General features: G+C 49.0%; 19 protein-coding genes and 1 pseudogene. 10 read left to right on the plus strand and 10 right to left on the minus strand.

Translation table 11 applies throughout. The features are described 5' to 3' along the window. The 9 genes from IPG80_RS15450 to IPG80_RS15490 all read left to right on the plus strand — a co-directional run. Positions 1-1,089, plus strand: a 1,089-nt coding sequence (locus IPG80_RS15450) for a PfkB family carbohydrate kinase (protein WP_345108447.1), incomplete at its 5' end; no start/stop codon positions are given. Positions 1,090-1,115: 26 nt separating this feature from the next. Beyond that, complete coding sequence (locus IPG80_RS15455; protein ID WP_345108451.1) at positions 1,116-2,552, plus strand: trimethylamine methyltransferase family protein; 1,437 nt, start codon at positions 1,116-1,118, stop codon at positions 2,550-2,552. Positions 2,553-2,586: 34 nt separating this feature from the next. Beyond that, positions 2,587-3,207 (plus strand): DUF47 family protein, encoded by a 621-nt coding sequence (locus tag IPG80_RS15460; protein ID WP_345108454.1) that lies wholly within the window; start codon positions 2,587-2,589, stop codon positions 3,205-3,207. A 10-nt stretch (positions 3,208-3,217) separates the two neighbouring features. Beyond that, the gene (locus IPG80_RS15465; RefSeq protein WP_345108457.1) at positions 3,218-4,090 is read left to right on the plus strand and encodes an inorganic phosphate transporter; all 873 of its coding nucleotides are present in this window, start codon (positions 3,218-3,220) and stop codon (positions 4,088-4,090) included. Positions 4,091-4,257: 167 nt separating this feature from the next. Next, complete coding sequence (locus IPG80_RS15470; RefSeq protein ID WP_345108459.1) at positions 4,258-5,403, plus strand: extracellular solute-binding protein; 1,146 nt, start codon at positions 4,258-4,260, stop codon at positions 5,401-5,403. A gap of 84 nt (positions 5,404-5,487) precedes the next feature. Further along, positions 5,488-6,378, plus strand: coding sequence for an ABC transporter permease subunit (locus IPG80_RS15475; protein WP_345108462.1), 891 nt, complete (start codon positions 5,488-5,490; stop codon positions 6,376-6,378). Further along, entirely contained in the window at positions 6,375-7,208 is an 834-nt protein-coding gene (locus IPG80_RS15480) for an ABC transporter permease subunit (RefSeq protein ID WP_345108465.1), read from the plus strand. Before IPG80_RS15475 ends, IPG80_RS15480 begins: the two co-directional genes overlap by 4 nt. A gap of 18 nt (positions 7,209-7,226) precedes the next feature. Beyond that, positions 7,227-8,288 (plus strand): ABC transporter ATP-binding protein, encoded by a 1,062-nt coding sequence (locus IPG80_RS15485; RefSeq protein ID WP_345108468.1) that lies wholly within the window; start codon positions 7,227-7,229, stop codon positions 8,286-8,288. 21 nt (positions 8,289-8,309) lie between these two features. Next, positions 8,310-9,158, plus strand: coding sequence for an alkaline phosphatase family protein (locus IPG80_RS15490; protein ID WP_345108470.1), 849 nt, complete (start codon positions 8,310-8,312; stop codon positions 9,156-9,158). Here IPG80_RS15490 and IPG80_RS15495 read toward each other — a convergent pair. From IPG80_RS15495 to IPG80_RS15535, 9 genes and pseudogenes are all read right to left on the minus strand, one after another. Further along, entirely contained in the window at positions 9,150-9,668 is a 519-nt protein-coding gene (locus IPG80_RS15495; protein WP_345108473.1) for a type 1 glutamine amidotransferase domain-containing protein, read from the minus strand. The genes IPG80_RS15490 and IPG80_RS15495 overlap by 9 nt on opposite strands. 9 nt (positions 9,669-9,677) lie before the next feature. After that, positions 9,678-9,980: pseudogene (locus tag IPG80_RS15500) on the minus strand (secondary thiamine-phosphate synthase enzyme YjbQ); the annotation flags it as partial. Between the two features lie 122 nt (positions 9,981-10,102). Beyond that, the gene (locus IPG80_RS15505; RefSeq protein WP_345108476.1) at positions 10,103-10,522 is read right to left on the minus strand and encodes a secondary thiamine-phosphate synthase enzyme YjbQ; all 420 of its coding nucleotides are present in this window, start codon (positions 10,520-10,522) and stop codon (positions 10,103-10,105) included. A gap of 591 nt (positions 10,523-11,113) precedes the next feature. Then, positions 11,114-12,292 (minus strand): hypothetical protein, encoded by a 1,179-nt coding sequence (locus tag IPG80_RS15510; RefSeq protein WP_345108479.1) that lies wholly within the window; start codon positions 12,290-12,292, stop codon positions 11,114-11,116. A gap of 1 nt (position 12,293) precedes the next feature. Further along, on the minus strand, positions 12,294-12,719 hold the full coding sequence (locus tag IPG80_RS15515) for a hypothetical protein (RefSeq protein WP_345108482.1): 426 nt from the start codon (positions 12,717-12,719) through the stop codon (positions 12,294-12,296). A gap of 81 nt (positions 12,720-12,800) precedes the next feature. After that, a complete protein-coding gene (locus IPG80_RS15520; protein ID WP_345108484.1) occupies positions 12,801-13,604 on the minus strand; it encodes a VIT1/CCC1 transporter family protein in 804 nt (267 codons plus the stop codon). Between the two features lie 29 nt (positions 13,605-13,633). Next, on the minus strand, positions 13,634-14,167 hold the full coding sequence (locus IPG80_RS15525; protein ID WP_345108486.1) for a cytochrome b/b6 domain-containing protein: 534 nt from the start codon (positions 14,165-14,167) through the stop codon (positions 13,634-13,636). Positions 14,168-14,185: 18 nt separating this feature from the next. Next, on the minus strand, positions 14,186-14,554 hold the full coding sequence (locus IPG80_RS15530) for a hypothetical protein (RefSeq protein WP_345108489.1): 369 nt from the start codon (positions 14,552-14,554) through the stop codon (positions 14,186-14,188). Then, positions 14,551-14,862, minus strand: coding sequence for a cupin domain-containing protein (locus IPG80_RS15535; protein ID WP_345108491.1), 312 nt, complete (start codon positions 14,860-14,862; stop codon positions 14,551-14,553). Before IPG80_RS15535 ends, IPG80_RS15530 begins: the two co-directional genes overlap by 4 nt. 221 nt (positions 14,863-15,083) lie before the next feature. Between IPG80_RS15535 and IPG80_RS15540 the strand changes: the two genes are divergently transcribed. Continuing rightward, complete coding sequence (locus IPG80_RS15540; RefSeq protein WP_345108495.1) at positions 15,084-17,258, plus strand: HD domain-containing phosphohydrolase; 2,175 nt, start codon at positions 15,084-15,086, stop codon at positions 17,256-17,258. A gap of 58 nt (positions 17,259-17,316) precedes the next feature. Here the strand turns inward: IPG80_RS15540 and IPG80_RS15545 are convergent, their stop codons facing one another. After that, on the minus strand, positions 17,317-18,000 hold the full coding sequence (locus IPG80_RS15545) for a Crp/Fnr family transcriptional regulator (RefSeq protein WP_345108498.1): 684 nt from the start codon (positions 17,998-18,000) through the stop codon (positions 17,317-17,319). Between the last annotated feature and the right edge of the window lie 117 nt (positions 18,001-18,117).

Here is an 18,117-nt window from a genome sequence, read left to right on the forward strand (position 1 = left end):
AATAAAACTCCCCCTCCCGCTTATGTAGGCTTCGGTATGTTGACTCCGGTCTACATCATGGCGCTGGAAAAACTACCCAAGATCAACACTGGTGCCATCGTTCATGAAGTAAGTGATTACGTTTATGACGATGCCGCCATTATTGCGTGCAACCTCAGCCAGTGGGGAGTATCGTCCGGTATGATCGGCACTTCGGTGGGCGATGACCTTTTGGGGCATCATATTGAGTCCACGCTCAAAGGTTTTGGCGTTCAAGGCAAGGTGCGTTTTACAAAAAAATATAAAACGCCGCTTGAGGTGAACGTCTCAGACAGAAAGGGCGCACGCACTTACTTTTGGCAAAGGTCCGAGCAGATCCTCGGTACTCTAGACACCGCCGACCTGTCCTTGATCAAGCAATCAAAACTGCTCTATGTTGATTGGTACGATGGAGATAAGCATATCCTGCGTGCCATGCAAGAGGCTCGCAAGTATCGCATCCCGGTCTTCTTGAACTTTGAACACGGTCATAAAGACCCTGAACTGTTGAGAAAGTATTCGGGGATGGTCACAGTTTGTCAGGCAGTGACCGATGCAGCCCAGATCGGAAAAAAACAAGCCATGCTGGGTGTGGCGCGTAAACTGATAAAATCCGGCATTCAAACCGCCATCATTACCATGGCTAGTCAGGGGTGTATGGTGGTGCAAGGCAATGAGATCATTCGCGCGTATGCTCCAAAAGTGAAGGCGGTGGATGCTTCAGGCGCCGGAGCAACATTCTCCTCAGGCTTTATCTATGGCTACCTTCATGGCTGGAGTCTTGAAGACACAGTTCGATTTGCGATCGCAGCCGCATCTTTGAAGGTCACCCGGTCGGGGTTGAAGATGTTCCCGGTCACCGAGATCAAAGGATTGGCGCGCACCCTTCGCATTGAACGCATGCAGTACCGTGACGATCAGTTTGTGAAGATCCGTGAGCTCTTCCAGATACCAGGAGACAACCCGCTCATGGATAATATGCTGGTGAAGGAAAGTCGCAAGTTTGCCGAGAAACTCCTTCCGAAAAGAAAGCTCGAACGCAAAAAGATAAAAAGATCGATGGTCGAATAAAAATTTATTGTCAAAGGATGGAACCCATGTCATTTGCAACTTTGCTTACGCAAGAACAGGTGGAGCGTATTCACGAAGCTTCTCTCGAGATCCTTGAAGAAGTTGGTCTGAAAGTCCGCTACGAGCCTGCGCGTGAATTGTTCAGGAAGCACGGCTGTTCGGTCGACGGTGAACGCGTTCGATTCCCGCGCGAGGTCACAGAGAAGTATCGGAAGATGGTTCCTTCTTCGTTTACCTTCCATGCACGCGATCCGAAATTCGATAAAACAATCCCCCAGGACAGCCCGGTCATCATCACCGCAAGTTCTGCTCCGGATATTATTGACCCTGTTACCGGGCATGAACGACGCGCTGAGTCTGGCGACATTGCACGTATTGCTCACTTGATCAATGAACTCCCCGGGTACGATGTGTTCTCCATTTCCACATTGGCAGACGATGCACCCGCGGATCAATTCACGGTCTCGCGCCTGTACCCATCCATGAAGTATTGTCTCAAGCCATTGCGTGTGACCACAACCAACATGAAAGACACGTTGAGCGTGATGGAGATGGCTTACATGGTGGCCGGGGGCAGGGATGCCTATATGGAGCGCCCCTTCCTAACTCATCATTATTGCCCGGTCGTTTCACCGCTGACAATGGATCACCTTTCGACAGAAAACGTGATGTTCTTTGCAGAGCAGGGATTGCCGGTCTACCCGACTATTGTTCCGAACGCCGGTTTGACTTCACCCATGTCAATGGCTGGAACTCTCGCACAGGGTAACGCGGAATTTTTGTCCGGGCTGCTGCTGATGCAAATGGTAAAGGAAGGAACCCCGACTATCTATGCCACGCTTGGCACAGTTGCCGATATGCGTACCGGGGCTTACACCTCCGGCGGCATTGAGTGCGGCATGCTTCACATGGCTTTCGCACAACTTGCTCATTTTTACGATGTGCCTTGCGGCGGATATATTGGTTTGACCAATTCCAAGGTGAATGATGCGCAAGCTGGGTACGAGACCGGTATGTCTGCGATCGGTGGTTTGCTCTCTGGCATGGATATGTTCAATATCGGCGGGCTGATCGACGCGCTCAAAACCTTTGACTTTGCCAAGGCTGTCATTGACGATGAGGTGGCATTGATGATGAAGCGCATGAAGCGCGGGGTTCATTTCAATGACGATGAATTGGGTCTGCCGTTGATCAAAGAGATCGGCCCGGGCGGATCGTTCATCACGGCCAAACACACCATCAGCCGGATGAAGACCGAAGCGGTCATGACCAAGATCGCCGACCGTGACGCGCGTACCATTTGGGAGAAGAAAGGCGCTCTGGATATTCACGCGCGCGCGATGAAGAAAGCCAGAGATGTCATGTCTACCAACACGGCTCCGCTGATCTCAGCAGAAGTCGATGCGAAGCTTCGTGAAAAATTCCCTGGACTTGTCGCGGGTGACTTAACCCCGATCGCATAATCGTCCATTGGGACGGGCTTGATGAAAGGTTGATATGTTTGGATTTTTTAGAAGAAAAGAAAGCGTTTTTCAAAGTTTGATCGAGCAACAAGCTTCGCTTGCTTACGAAGGTCTGCGCCTGTTGATCAAATACTTTGAGACCAGCGACCCTGAGGTGGCTGAAGAATTATCGATCAAAGAGAAAGAAGCGGATGAAGTGCGGCGGATCTTGATCGACGAACTGAACCGAAGTTTCATCACGCCTTTTGATCGCGAAGATATTTTTGCCCTGTCTCGTTCCATTGATGACGTGGTGGATTACGCAGACACGACCGTGATGGAGATGGTGGTTCTGCGGGTGAAGTCCACTCCCTATATGCTGAGGATCGCATCCCTTTTGAAAGATGCAGCCTATGAGATCATGCATGGCGTTCAACGCTTGCCCAAGAATCCCAAGGTGGCCCTCGACCATGCTCAACGTGCCAAGGCGCTCGAAAATCGGGTCGAGGCAGTTTATCGTGAAGCCATTGCAGACCTGTTCAGCGGACCGGAAGATGTACATCATGTGGTTGAAATGTTGAAACTGCGCGAGGTATATCGCCATTTATCGAACGCCGCCGACCGTGGTGATGAAGCCGCAAACATCATCGCGGATATTGTTGTAAAGAAAGCATAACAAGACGTTAATGTCTTCACAACTTTACATTGTTATTATTTCTGCGCTCATCTTTGAGTTCATCAATGGGATGCGCGATTCGAGCAATATTGTGGCAACCATGATCTCATCCCGCGCATTCTCTCCGCGCATGGCTCTGGGAATGACCGCGATTGCAGAGTTTTTTGGTCCCTTCCTGTTCGGAATCACTGTGGCAAAAACCATCGGCAGCGATATTGTCGACTCAAACCTCATCACCTTGGATGTACTGCTGGCGTGTTTGTGCGGGTCTATCGTCTGGAATATGATCACCTGGTTCTTTGGCATTCCGAGCAGTTCGTCTCACGCTCTGATCGGTGGATTGATCGGCGCAACCATGGTCTCTGTTGGGTGGCAGAGCATAAAACTGGAAGGATTGGAAAAGGTGTTGATCGCCTTGTTCACATCCCCGGTTATAGGCTTTGTGATCGGTTTTATTGTTTTGCGTGTGATCTACTTTCTTTCGCAGAATGCGACCCCGAACATTAATAATTTTTTCCGCAGGGGTCAGTTTTTTACGGTGATCGGTCTGGCTTTCAGTCACGGCACAAATGATGCGCAAAAGACCATGGGTATCATCACCTTGAGCTTGATCATCAGCGGCACCCAGCAGGAGTTTACTGTTCCATTTTGGGTTATTCTGGTCAGTGCGGGTACAATGGCTTTGGGCACATCGGTCGGCGGCTGGCGTTTGATACGCACACTGGGCGGAAAGTTCTATAAGATCCGACCGGTCCATAGTATTGCAACGCAGTTGACATCCGCGGTTGTGATCCTTGGGGGGGGGTGGCGGATGATATCCTTACCGCCTGGGTCATTACCATACCGGCCAGCGCACTATTTTCGGCGGGTATTTACTGGCTGATCACCCATCTTTAGATCAATCCATTCAAAGTTGTTTGACTTTGAATATTGATAATGCTAAAATGTTAACGTTCTATTAACGGAATGGAGGTGCTCGGAACCCATTACTTGTAAGTGTCTCTTTGTTCGACTGTTCACAAAAACCATTTTCAAGGAGAAAAGAGAGAAATGCGTACTAACAAGTTTGCTTATCAATTGCTCGCTCTGTTCGTTATTGCCGCGACTTTGCTCGCTGCGTGCGGTGGTGGTGCTGCTGCGACGGAAGCTCCTGCTGCTGAAGAACCCGCTGCCAATGACCCGATGGCCGACCTCTATGCCGCTGCGAAAGCAGAAGGCATGCTCAGCACGATCGCTTTGCCCCATGACTGGTGCAATTACGGCGGCGTGATCGACGCTTTCAAAGCCAAGTACCCCGGAATTGAAGTCAACGAATTGAATCCCGATGCCGGCTCCGGCGACGAGATCGAAGCCATCAAGGCCAACAAGGACAACAAAGGTCCCCAGGCTCCTGACGTCGTTGATGTGGGTTTCTCCTTCGGCGAACCGAACAAAGACCTGTTCATGCCCTACAAGGTATCCACTTGGGATAGCATTCCTGACGGCATGAAGAGCGCTGATGGATACTGGTATGGTGATTATTACGGTGTGATGGGCTTCCTCGTTAACACCGATGTTCAACCTGATGTTCCCCAGGATTGGGCTGACCTTCTTGACCCGAAATACAATGGACAGGTTGCGCAGTCTGGTGATCCCCGCACTTCCAACCAGGCGATCCAGGCCGTGCAGGCCGCCGCGCTCGCCAATGGCGGCTCACTCGATGATGCCACCGCTGGCTTGGAATTCTTTGCCGATCTGAACGCCGCTGGCAATTTGATCCCGTTGATCGCCAATAACGGTCTTGTTGCGAAAGGTGAAATTCCCATCCGCTTGACCTGGGACTACAACGCTCTTGCCGCCATCGACTCTTTCGCTGGCAACCCCAAGGCTGAATTCGTTATCCCGAAGACCGGTCAGTTCGCTGGCGTTTATGTTCAAGCGATCAGCGCTTACGCTCCGCACCCGAATGCTGCCAAACTCTGGATGGAATTCCTCTATTCGGATGAAGGCCAGTTGCTGTGGATGCAAGGCTACTGCCACCCCGCTCGCGAGACCGATATGCGCGCCCGCGGTGTCGTTCCTGAAGAGCTTTCCGCCAAGCTTCCCGATGTTTCCGGCGCAGTCTTCCCGACCGCTGATCAATTGATCAAGGCCAAGGAACTCATCACCACCAAGTGGGATGAAATGGTCGGCGCCGACATCAAGGCTGCTGAATAATCCAGTTCGTTCGTTTCAAATCAGTGAGACCCTGCCGTATGGTGGGGTCTCACCACAATTAGGAAAGCTCTGAGGTAATTCGAAATGACCCAGACCACCCTCCCGAACACGCAAATGCCGCTCCCCAGATCCAATATAAAAAATTGGATCGGTGTTGTACCGTTTTTGATATTTGCAATCCTTTTTATTTTCCTTCCGTCGGTGCGTTTGTTCATCGGCAGCTTTACCAATGAAGAGGGGGCTTTTACACTTGAGAATGTTATTCAGCTATTTACTGAACAGTACATTCTTGATTCGTATTGGTTGAGCATTAAGATCAGTGCTGTCACTGCGCTGGGCGGTGGGTTATTTGGTTTTCTACTGGCGTATTCAGTAACAGCGGGCGGACTCCCCAAGCCGCTGCGATCCGCTTTGGTGACTTTTTCAGGGGTGGCATCCAATTTCGCCGGTGTGCCGTTGGCGTTCGCTTTCGTCGCCACGTTGGGTCGCACCGGGTTCGTCACAACAGTCCTGAAAGATCTATTTGGTTTCAATATTTATGAGAATGGCTTCAACCTTTATAGTTTCCTTGGGTTAAGCCTTACTTACATGTATTTTCAATTCCCGTTGATGGTTTTGATCATGGCGCCTGCGCTTGACGGACTAAAGCGGGAATGGCGTGAAGCCGCTGAAAACCTGGGCGCTACTTCCATGCAATACTGGTTAAAGATCGCACTTCCGGTTCTCCTGCCCTCTATTTTGGGTGCGATGATCTTGTTATTTGGAAATGCTTTTGGCGCCTACGCCACTGCGTACGCCCTGACCGGCGGAAGACTCCCCATTATTACAATTCAGATCGGCGCTCAGGTCCGCGGGGATGTGCTTCATAACCCCAACCTGGGAAATGCAATGGCGATGGGCATGGTCTTTATCATGGCTGTATCGCTGGCTGGCTATTCATGGCTTCAGGCTAAGACCGAAAGGTGGCTAAAATGAACCTGTTGACCCGGTTAAGAAAATTTCCGTTTTGGAGCGCATTGTGGTTCACGCTTGGTGTGTTGTATTTTCTCATGCCTTTGCTGGCTACGTTTGAATTTTCGCTGAGCATGGAGCGGGATGTGGTCGGTTTCAAGGCATATGAAAGCGCATTTGCCGATGAGGAATTCCTTCAGACCTTCGGGTACTCGGTATTCCTCGCTTCAATGACGATCATCATGAGCATCGTCCTGATCGTGCCGACCGCCTATTGGATCCGCCTTCGTCTGCCCGAAGCGCGCCGGGTGGTTGAATTTATCACCTTGCTTCCTTTCGTCATCCCCGCGATCATTCTTGTTTTCGGTTTGATCCGCGTTTACAGTTCGCCGCTTAATGTTCCGTTTACCGAAGTGACCATTATTCAACCGCTGACGAATTATTCTTTCGGTACCAATATTTTGATCATTGGCGGCTACATGGTGCTGGGTCTGCCTTATATGTACCGTTCCATTGACACGGGTATGCGTACTGTGGATGTCCGTACTTTGACCGAGGCTGCTCAAAGCCTTGGAGCAAGTTGGTACACGATTATTGTAAAGGTGATCCTGCCGAATGTCCGTACCGCTCTGTTGAGCGGCGCGCTGCTGACCTTTGCCATCGTGGTCGGTGAAGTCGTTCTCGCTTCTTTTCTCGGTGTAAAGGCATTTGGTCCCTACCTCTTTCTGCTCGGGCAGCACCGCGCATATGAACCTGCCGCATTATCCTTCACCTCTTTTCTTTTGACCTGGGCCGCCATGGGAATTATCCAATTGGTCACCGGTGGTCAGGGACAGGTTGCGGGCGGACATTAATTTAGACGGAGAATTCAAATGACACATCTGGCGTTAAAAAACATTTCGAAACATTTTGGCGATTTCTCAGCTGTAAAAGATTTCAATCTTGATGTGAAGAAGGGCGAGTTTGTTTCATTCCTTGGACCGTCTGGCTGCGGTAAGACCACCACCCTGCGTATGATCGCCGGGTTTGAAACCCCATCTCATGGTCAGATCACCATTGATGGGATCGATATTACCGATAAGGCTCCGAGCCAGCGTAATGTCGGCATGGTCTTTCAGTCCTATGCGTTATTTCCCAACATGACCGTTGCGCAAAACATCGGCTTTGGTCTCCGCATCCGCAAGGAACCCGAGGATATTGTTCAAAAGCGTGTTTCTGAAATGCTCGGGATCATCCATCTTGAAGCCAAAGGGAATAGTTATCCGTATCAACTCTCAGGCGGGCAGCAGCAGCGTGTTGCTTTGGCGCGCGCGCTGGCGATTCGCCCTTCGGTGCTTTTACTGGATGAGCCGCTCTCAGCCTTGGATGCCAAGATTCGTATTTCACTAAGGGCAGAGATTCGCGCGATTCAACGTGAGTTGGGGATCACAGCCATTTACGTGACCCACGATCAGGAAGAAGCGCTTTCGATCTCTGACCGAATCGTTGTGATGAATGTTGGTGAGATGGAACAGGTCGGCACTCCCTTTGAGATCTACAACTTCCCGACCACACGCTTCGTGGCGAACTTTGTGGGTTCCCTTAATACAGCAGACGCCGAAGTGCTTGATGCGGACCGTAACCTGTTGACCATGGACGGTGTGCAGTTGGTTTCTGCTCAGGGTACAAAAGGCAAGGCAAAAGGTTCAAAGGTCAAGATCGCCATTCGCCCTGAACGCTTCAGCTTTACCTCGGAAGTGAAAAAGGACAATGTGCTGGACTGCACCATTGAGAACATCACATTCCTCGGTTCGGTTGTCCGCATCCAGGTGAAGATTGGCAACACCAAGTTCAACATGGATACCTTCAACAATCCATTCCTGGACCTGCCCAAGATTGGTGACAAGGACCAGGTCACATGTTCAAAAGAAGCGGTTCTGGTGCTAGACGACTAATCTCAAAATTCGGAAGTCTCAATGACTTCCGAATTTTTTCTATTGGAGATCATGATGGCAAAGGTGATTCTTGTTATTTCTGACGCGCTTCGTTACGATGTGGCAAAAGCCAATATGGGGTTTCTAGGGCATCTCGTAGAGTCCAGGCAGGCGACCCTGCATAGGATCATCGGTGAACTGCCTAGCATGTCGCGTCCAATGTATGAGACTATTCACACAGGCTTGACCTCAAGCGAGCATGGCATTGTTGCTAACTCCATTGTACGGCTATCGAACAAGCCCAATGTTTTTCAGTCCTTGAAGGATGCGGGCAAGGTCACTGCTGCCGCTGCGTATTATTGGTATTCAGAATTATATAATCGTGCTCCTTACAACCCGATAGACGATCAAGAGACTGACGATGACTCGCTCAATATTCAGCATGGACGGTTTTACACTCAAGATGAATACCCGGATATTGAGCTTTTCAACAGTGCGGCGCATCTTGTTCGCAAATTTTCCCCCGATTATCTATTGCTTCACCCAATGGGCATGGATTATCATGGCGAGACCTTTGGCGCAGATTCAAAGGAATATCGCAACCATGCCATTTATCAGGATTCAAAACTTGCACCGCTCATCATGGAGTGGATAGAGCGCGGCTACACGGTCTTTGTCACAGGCGATCATGGGATCAACAGTGATGGTGGGCATGGCGGCACCACGCCAGAGCAAAGGGATGTCCCCTTGTTTATCATCCGGCCGTCCCGTACCGGGAGAGGCGAGACAGGTGAGATCGTCTCGCACTTGCAGATCGCTCCCACCATTCTGAATTGTTTGGGCGTGGATGTCCCGCCGACGATGAAATATCCGCCACTTAAATTAGACTAAGGCTGCGACAAGCTCCCTGCAAAAATCGGGAATATCCGCGACTACCCGCCCCCAAACCTGATTCTGTTCACGAAAGGCCGGCTCATCCGCCCAGACCGCGCCCGCGTTGACGAGGTCATCTTTGATACCTGTTGAGCCAGTGGCGCGCTGACCTTTTTTGATGATGCCCGCAGAGATGGCGATCAAACCGCCGTGACAAATGATGCCGATCACCTTGCCTGCATCATCCATTTGTTTCACAAGGTTCTTGACCACATCGTATCTGCGGATCTTGTCGGGAGCCCAGCCGCCTGGCAGGATGAGCGCGTACAATTCACTGGCTTTCAATGACTCGATCGTCGCATCGGGAGTGATGATCAATCCATTTTTGCCGCACACGGTTTTGAGGTCCAGCCCTGCTGATAGAACTTTTGCACCCTCTTCCTGCAGGCGCATCACGGGGACATAATATTCGAGGTCTTCCACGCCTTCCGCGATCAGGGTCGCGATGATCTTGTTTTTTAATCGCATGCTACTCTCCTATTCACCGATAATTTTAATTAATACACGCTTCCGTCTGCGGCCGTCGAACTCACCGTAAAAGATCTGCTCCCAGGTGCCAAAGTCCAGTTGACCGTTCGTCACAGCCACGACCACTTCGCGTCCCATTATCTGCCGCTTCATGTGGGCGTCAGCATTGTCTTCGCCGGTGTCGTTGTGACGGTACCCGCTGACAGGTTCGTGCGGAGCGAGCTTCTCCAGCCACTTGTCATAATCCTGGTGCAGTCCGCTTTCATCGTCGTTGATGAAGACCGAGGCAGTAATATGCATGGCGTTCACGAGTCTGTCACACTTACTACTTTGAACTTTCACCAAATTTGGTGCAACTTTTATCAAAAACAAAGCCAACCAAATAATTTGAAGGCATCCAATAGAGTCCTCTTGGCAGTTTCGGGAGGACTCTATTATTCACCAATAATCTTAACCAATACACGCTTGCGGCGGCGACCATCAAATTCGCCGTAAAAGATTTGCTCCCAAGGTCCAAAATCTAATTTTCCTTCTGTTACAGCAACGACTACTTCACGTCCCATGATTTGGCGCTTCATGTGGGCGTCAGCATTATCTTCGCCAGTATCATTATGACGATATTGGTTGACGGGTTCATGCGGTGCAAGTCTTTCCAACCATTTTTCATAATCATTGTGAAGTCCAGATTCATCATCATTAATGAATACAGATGCTGTTATATGCATGGCGGAAATCAAGATCAGGCCCTCTTTTATACAACTCTCTTCCAAGCAGGTTTCTACTTGCGATGTAATATTAACAAATCCACGGCGTGTAGGGAGATTGAACCAAAGTTCTTTACGATAGGATTTCATGACGATCTCTCACATTGGTATTCCATATGAAGGAATTTTACTTTATTCTATAGATATGTTGCTAGACTTGTTGCTAAAGTTGAGTAAGCTAGCGGGGAGGTGAAATGTCTCTCGAAGTTGAGTTGGATGTCCTATATTTTTGATCTAGAACGGTTAAGTGATTTTGCATAGGAACCTGCCTGTAGAGATGAATTTATGGGAAAAGTATAAAGCAGGTAAGGTCTTGGGATTGCACAAACTGTTGATAGATAGCAACAAGTGGATTGATTGTTTATGGAAATTATTTAAACCACTCTGTGCTAATTTAATTGCGATTGTGAAGTAGATTATTGAAAACTTATATATACGAAACCCGTGACTCTGTATTAAGTTGAATCTTATCAGGATTTACTCCGCGGTGAGGTTATCTGTTTTGGTCGGTTAATTCTGAAAGACGACCATTTTATTTCTGTTGCGAATTCAAGCCGTCAGAAGAGTCGATGTGGCATAAGCAAGAGAGAGGCAAAATCTGTTTCACTGAGGATCTCACAAATCGTTAAGAAAATAGGAATCAAAAGCACAGGGTTTTCTCCTGCGCTTTTGATTCCTATTTTATACTGTTTCGTATTTTGTTAATCCATCACGCGCAATCTGTGTTAGTTCCCTGAGAGGATGGATCACCGCCAGCGTGTAGAACACAAAGGCAATGCCATAAATAATTCCCTCGGCAGTTCCGCTGAAGATGCTGACCCAAACAAGGATGCTGCCAAGGTTCGCGGCTGCAAGGCTGCCCCAACATCCGCCCAACTGCGGCTTCTCATTTTTCAGGAAGAAGCGGCGGGCAATGTATGGGATGAGGGCAATGCCAAATTGCAGCACCCAGCCATAAATTAAAGCTTGAGGCGCGGTCGATTCGATGGGACCCGCTTCAAGGATTCCGAGCAGCAACAACGGCGCCATCATCACGGGCAATAAAATCCAAATATAGGAAGAGACGAGATGCCATCCGCCCGCGCTGTTCAGGTTTCCGCTTTGATTCAAGGTGCGGATCATTGACACGAGCAGTACGACGGTGGCAGAGATATGCAAGACCAAACCTGCCACGGTGGGAGGCAGACTTCCGCCCAGCCACGGGCCGAGCACAAGACCGAACGCGCCGAGGGTCATCCCCCAGAAAATATATGCGGTTGCATTTTTAGAAGCAAGTGGTTTGCCAGTGACCATTGGGATAAAGTCCACGAGTAAGCCAGCGAAGACCAGCGACATGAAGCCCCACGAGTTGGCATGGATGTGCGCTTCAAGCGGCACTTTGATGTACAGCGCATCGCTCCAGTTGAGGAACAAGCCTGTGCCGATGATGATACCGACCATCAGATAAAAAATACCCGTGATATAAAACTTGAGGCTGACGGGCGCATCGCCGCCGCGAATGCTCCAGAGTTGAAGCATCAGCAAGAGTGCCGCAATGAAGATGAGCGTGCCGCCTGTGAAGATCATCGGGTGGTTCATGCCGCCAAAGCCCGCAACGAGAGCCACCAGACCCGAGTTGAGCGTGAGCCAAATATCCCAGCGCATGGACGGGCGTGCTTTTTTGGAAAGTGAAGCTGTGAGCAAAGGCAGCAGACCAAAGACCACCTGCGAGAGAATCCCCAGTGTGATGAAGTGAACCCGCACCCAGCGCAAAGCAGGGAAGGCGTTAAAAACACTCATGCTGACGAGTGAAGCATCTGCCGCCGCAAGCAATGCGACGAAGGTGTAGAGGAGGGTAGTAAGTAAATAAGCGATTGGCATGTTAATTTCCTTTGGTTTCGTTTTTCATTTGCACAACGGCTATGCCCAGCAAAACCGTAGCGAGGAAGATGGAAAGCCCACCGACCAGCACAAAGTAATAAGGCAAGCCCAGATACACTTCACCTAAAATTCCCAATGGCATAAGCAAGCCTGCCAAAGCTAGCCACGAAGCCCACCTGGCAAGGTTGTCTTTCAATTGCAGTTTCATCAGCAAAAAGCCGAAGACGATGTTAAGCAACGAGAACAAATTGCCATGCACATGTGCAAGCCGTGCTTCAAAATGCGCACCCGTGTTGTAAGATTCAATCCAGGCTTCTTTGCCGGGGGCAAAATCTCGCAGGTAGATCAAGACAAAGCCATAGATCATGAAGGACGCCATAACCCACAATCCAACGCCAATATTCCACTTACCAATAGTTGTTTTCATATTTTCTCCTTTTTATTCACAAAACCACACGAATATATTTTTACTCTTCGTGAAGTTTGCTCTTAATTAGTGTTACAAAATTTATCCGCCAATTCCCTTTAGTAATGCACCGACAATATAAGCAACGCATGCAGCCAACCCACCAACAATCAGCATTTCCAGACCACTACGGATCGGGTTGAGTTTGGTGACCAACACCTTGGTTGCGCCCAAAGCAAAAAGTGCTAATCCAGAAGATGTTATCGATATCGGGAATGCCATTTCTGGCGAAATAGGAAAAGCGAGTCCGACCAGATAAACAACCAACGGCACGGCTCCCGCAATGACAAATGAAGCAAATGTAACCAGACCGTTGATCAACGGGTTGCTTTCATCTTTCATCATGCCCAGTTCGTCTATCATCATGGCTTTTACCCAGCGGTTTGGTTCGCGGCTTTGAATGTCAACCAATTGCCGCGCTTCGTCTTCTGTATAACCGCGCTTGACATAGACCTCCCGCAATTCGGCGCGCTCGCCGTCAGGGAAATGTTCCACCTCCCAAGCCTCGCGCTCCCACTCTTTGCGATAATATTCATGTTCGCTTTTCGTGGAAAGATATGCACCTGTCGCCATCGAAAACCCGTCCGCCAGCAGGTTTGCCAGCCCAAGGATGAGAATGACAGGCGTACCAAGTTGCGCACCCGCTACGCCGCTGACCACAGCAAACGTGGTAATGATCCCATCCAGTCCGCCGTACACCATCTCGCCCAGGTATTGACTACCTGCACCGCCATGTTCTTCATTTGCCGTCGATATGGCATTATCCGTATGAGCAAGTGCAGATGCTTGTTTATCACCGCGTTTGAATGCCTTGCGAGCGTCTTCAACTCTTTTCGAGAACGACATTTTTTCCTTTCGCCGGCGTACCGACCCAATTATTTTCCATACCACATGCGCGCGAGAAGATTATCCTTGAGCATGAATTGATGATAGAACGCCGCGCCGACATGCAGCAGAACCAGTAAAAGCAGAGCAGGCACAATGAAGCCATGCAGCATTCGCGCCGTGAAATCGAAGAAGTCTGCGGGGAGCGGGTAACTTGAACCGCCGAAGACAATTGGCACCAGCCCAGCCTGCATCGAAAGCGACATGCCGCTGACCGCAGTTAGAAAGACCAGCAGATACAAGGCATAATGCACCGCTTTACCGATCCAATCGAAGAAGGCATTGCCCGCTGTAACATGCTCAGGTTTGGGGAGTTTCATGCGTGTGATGAAACGTGTCACGATCACAACCAGTGTAAAAATTCCCACGCCCATGTGCAATGCCAAAGGCGCAAGTTTATTCGCATCGTTCGGCAGCCCGCTCATGGATTTGCCCATCACAAATGCGGCGACCACCAGAAGCACAACCAGCCAGTGCAGTGTCACTTGTATGGGATGATATTTTTTAGGGGATGTTTTTGTCATATTGTTCTCCTTGAAAACTTATTTTGTCTTTTGCGCCGAAGCACGAATCAGTGCAAGAATGACCAGCCAGACCGCGAGCCGAAAAGTCATCGCCAAAATGCTTTGAGTTGCCACAACATCACGAAATGCCAGCAACAACAAAACGGTTGCACCCGCATGGACTCCGAAGAAGATCAGCGCAGAAGCCCCCGCATGGCGGCTCTCCCTCCAAAGCAAAATAGCTGGAATGAAAACCGTCAGCACGCCCATCACAAAGTTATAAACAGGCAGCCAGCCCAACACAGAGTAACCTGGATTCCAACCGCGCATTGCCATGCCGCCCGCAAAGATAGAGAGAACGCCAACCACAAAAGCAAGCACGCCCGCGGTTTTTAGTTTGGAGATCACGCTTCACCCTTCGCGCCCAAAAACACCACGCGCGTTTTTGCGTTCATGCCGCGTTTCGTGCCGCTTGGCGCCACCACCGTCACACCGGGTTTGATGGCAAAAGTTTCATCGCCCACCGTCATCAAGCCTTCACCTTCGAGAAAGTGATACATCGCTGCCTCGCCAGTGTGAACGGGAATTTGCCCGCCCGCCTCCAGCCCAACAACCAGTGATTTGAACTTTGGCGTGTCGATCAGGAATTGCGGTTTTGGACCTTCTGCCGAAAAGACAGCTTTCGATTTTGTATCTGTGAAATAGATGTCGGACATATCGTCTCCTTTGATATGCCTGACTTTACTGGAAGTCCCCGCCTACTGCCCCGACTTTTGTCGGGTTTTTCAACCCAAACCTCAATCTCCCCGAATCATGGCTCGCTCCGCCAAATTGATATCATTACACGAGCGAACTACCGAATAATCTCTATTACAATCAACCTATCCTCGGAAGTAATCAACTACTGATAATGCTTTTCACTGCATATGGATAAACCATGAATTCTAAACAACCAAGGCATACTCCGACCTTCCGCGCATCTCAATTGGCTGTACTAAACAAGCTAATCTCGATGACTCATGCATGGACCGATACCCAAACAGTCTTATCAACGGCATTGGAGCAAGCTGCACAACTAGCAATGGCAGATGGGGCAGAATGTCATTTGGTTAATTCATCTGGGGAATTGCAGTTTACGACTCAGTACAACTTAGACATCGTTTTTATATCCGGCTCTTTGGATATTCGGTTTCCCATTGGGAAAGGCTTACCTGGTCTTGCAATTTCAAACCAAAGCGCTTTTTTAATCCCTGATATCGAAAACGAAGAAAACTATCAACGGCAGCATCTGGCACAGCAGGCGCATTATTGTTCGCTGATATGTGTCCCGCTTTCCGGCATGAACTCACTTCTGGGCACAATTATGCTGTATTTTAGAAAAAGAATTCAACCAGATGCTGTTTTGCTAGAAATTCTGACTGCCATTGGACAACACCTTGGTGTTTCAATTGAACGCGCGCATCTCTTTCAGCAAACCTCAGAACAATTAAAGGAGTTACAAATATTGCAGACTGTGGCAAATGCCTTGAATCGTTCTGCAAATATTCAGGAAGCTTTGGAACAAAGCTTGGAGGCTGTTGTAACAACCATGAATATGAGGTGCGGCTGGGTTGTACTATTGGATGGTTTCCAAAAGAACCGACTTGCGGCGTCCTATAACCTGCCACCCGAATTAGACCCTGCCGACTGGTCTGCCATGCGAACCCACTGTCGTTGTATTGAGTTGCTGCAACTCGGAAAGCTGGATGCAGCAATCAAAATCGTTGAATGTCAACAACTAAAAAAAGTTAAGAGTCCCGATTACCCTTATCATTCCCATGCCAGTATACCTGTTCGTGTTGGAACTTTGCTGTTGGGCAATCTCAATATAGTGCCTCCATCAGGCTCTGCCATTACGATTGATAATTATCGACTCTTCAACTCCATTGGCGATCAGATTGGAGTTGCAATTGAGCGCGCTCGCTTGTATGAACAGGCAAAGGAACAGCGTACTCTCGAACAGCAAATCCTGCTCGGGCATGGACAAATGCTTTTGGGAGAACGCAAACTGCAAATCATCGTGAATCAAACCATAAAAGTCGTTTCTAATGCGTTACGGGTTGAATATGTTACATTAGTTTTGGTTGCCTCGGATGGAAAAATTTCCCTGGAAACTGATTTGGGATTCTCGCCCCGGAAAACACAGGATACTGTTGATGTTTTGCTTGCCGATAACTCCGCCATAGTTCAATCTATTCGATTGAAGATGCCCATCATTAATCCAGACATTAATCTTGAAAGACAATTGAAAACAAACTTGGTAGATGAAAAAATAATAATGACATCATCATTGATTGTTCCAATGTTAATGGGCGAAGAGGCACTAGGCAGCATAGCAGTATATTCCCAATCTCCCCGGCAATGGAGCGAAGATGAGATTCGTTTGCTTTCCCTGCTTGCCAACCAGACAGCAATTGCCATTGAGAATACCCGCCTGCTTGAAGCTGAGCACACTGCCCGTAAACATGCAGAAATTCTCCACTTGCAAACAATACAACAAGCTCAAGATCTGACCCTGGCATACGATACAACTATCGAAGGCTGGTCTCGCGCACTCGATTTGCGCGACAAAGAAACAGAAGAACATACCTTGCGCGTTACCAACCTAACTCTTCAATTGGCTCAAGCTTTCGATATTAGCCATGTCGAATTAAAACATATAAAGCATGGTGCATTACTCCATGATATTGGAAAAATGGGTATACCCGATAATATTCTTCGAAAAGCAGGAGAACTAAGCGATGATGAGTGGGTAATGATGCGGCAGCATCCTCAACTTGCTTATGAAATGCTGTCTCCGATTGCATATTTACTACCCGCGTTGGATATTCCGTATTGTCATCACGAAAAATGGGATGGTACTGGCTACCCACGCGGGCTAAAGGGGGAGGAAATTCCGCTGGCTGCACGACTATTTGCCGTGGTAGATGTCTTTGATGCGCTGACCAGTGACCGCCCATATCGCCCTGCATGGGCAAAAAATAAAGCTATTGAATATATCCGCCAAAAGGCAGGTTCACATTTTGATCCAAGCGTTGTAGAAGTGTTCTTAAGATTGATTGATAAGAAATAATATGCAATGTACTTTGTCTGAGGTGCTATCTCATAGTGTCGGGTTTTCAACCCAAACATTAATCTTCCTGAAGCATGGCTCGCTCCGCCAAGCCTGCACGGTTCAGAATACGGATGTGTTGTTTATCCATCTCGATCAGCCCCGCCTTCGTCAATTCACGAATGACACGGCTAAGTACATCAGGCACAGTTCCCAAGTGTGCCGCCAGCTCCGTCTGATTCGTCCAGCGGCGGCGTTCAATTACATCCCCCTCGGTTGAATCCAATAACAGTTTGGCAAAGCGTGCTTCAACCGTCTTTAACGACAGATCCGCCGCAAGCGTGACCAGGCTGATAATCTTATCTGCCATGTTGCCAATAATCTGCAACGCCGTCTGCGGATATTTCATCACCACTTCTTCTAACGCATGGCGTGGAATAAGCCAAATGCCCGACTCTTCCAAAGCCACCGCTGTCACAGGGTTGGGACGTTTCGCCAGCACGCCGATCTCATTGAATATCTCGCCTGCATCCAAAAAGCGTAACACTTGTTCGCGTCCATCCGGTGCGGTTCGCAAGGCTTTCAACGAACCATATTGCAGGTAATACAAATTGGACTCGGTATCGCCCTCCCAAAATACGACCGCATGAGGCGGAAATACTTTCCACATGGCACTATTGGCAAGAGCTGTCATGGTTTCATGATCCAGTCCGCGCAGGAATTCAAAATCTTGCAGTCGTCTGAGAAGTATATCGTTTTGCATTAGGGTCCTTGGCTATGAATCGTCTTATTCATATTTTGATAATACTTTATCACACATGTTTATAATGATCTTTCCTTAATAAAAAGGACTGTCGACTTCATGTCGACAGTCCTTTTT

The organism is Candidatus Villigracilis vicinus, from assembly GCF_016702885.1.
Taxonomy (GTDB): Bacteria; Chloroflexota; Anaerolineae; order Anaerolineales; family Villigracilaceae; genus Villigracilis; species Villigracilis vicinus.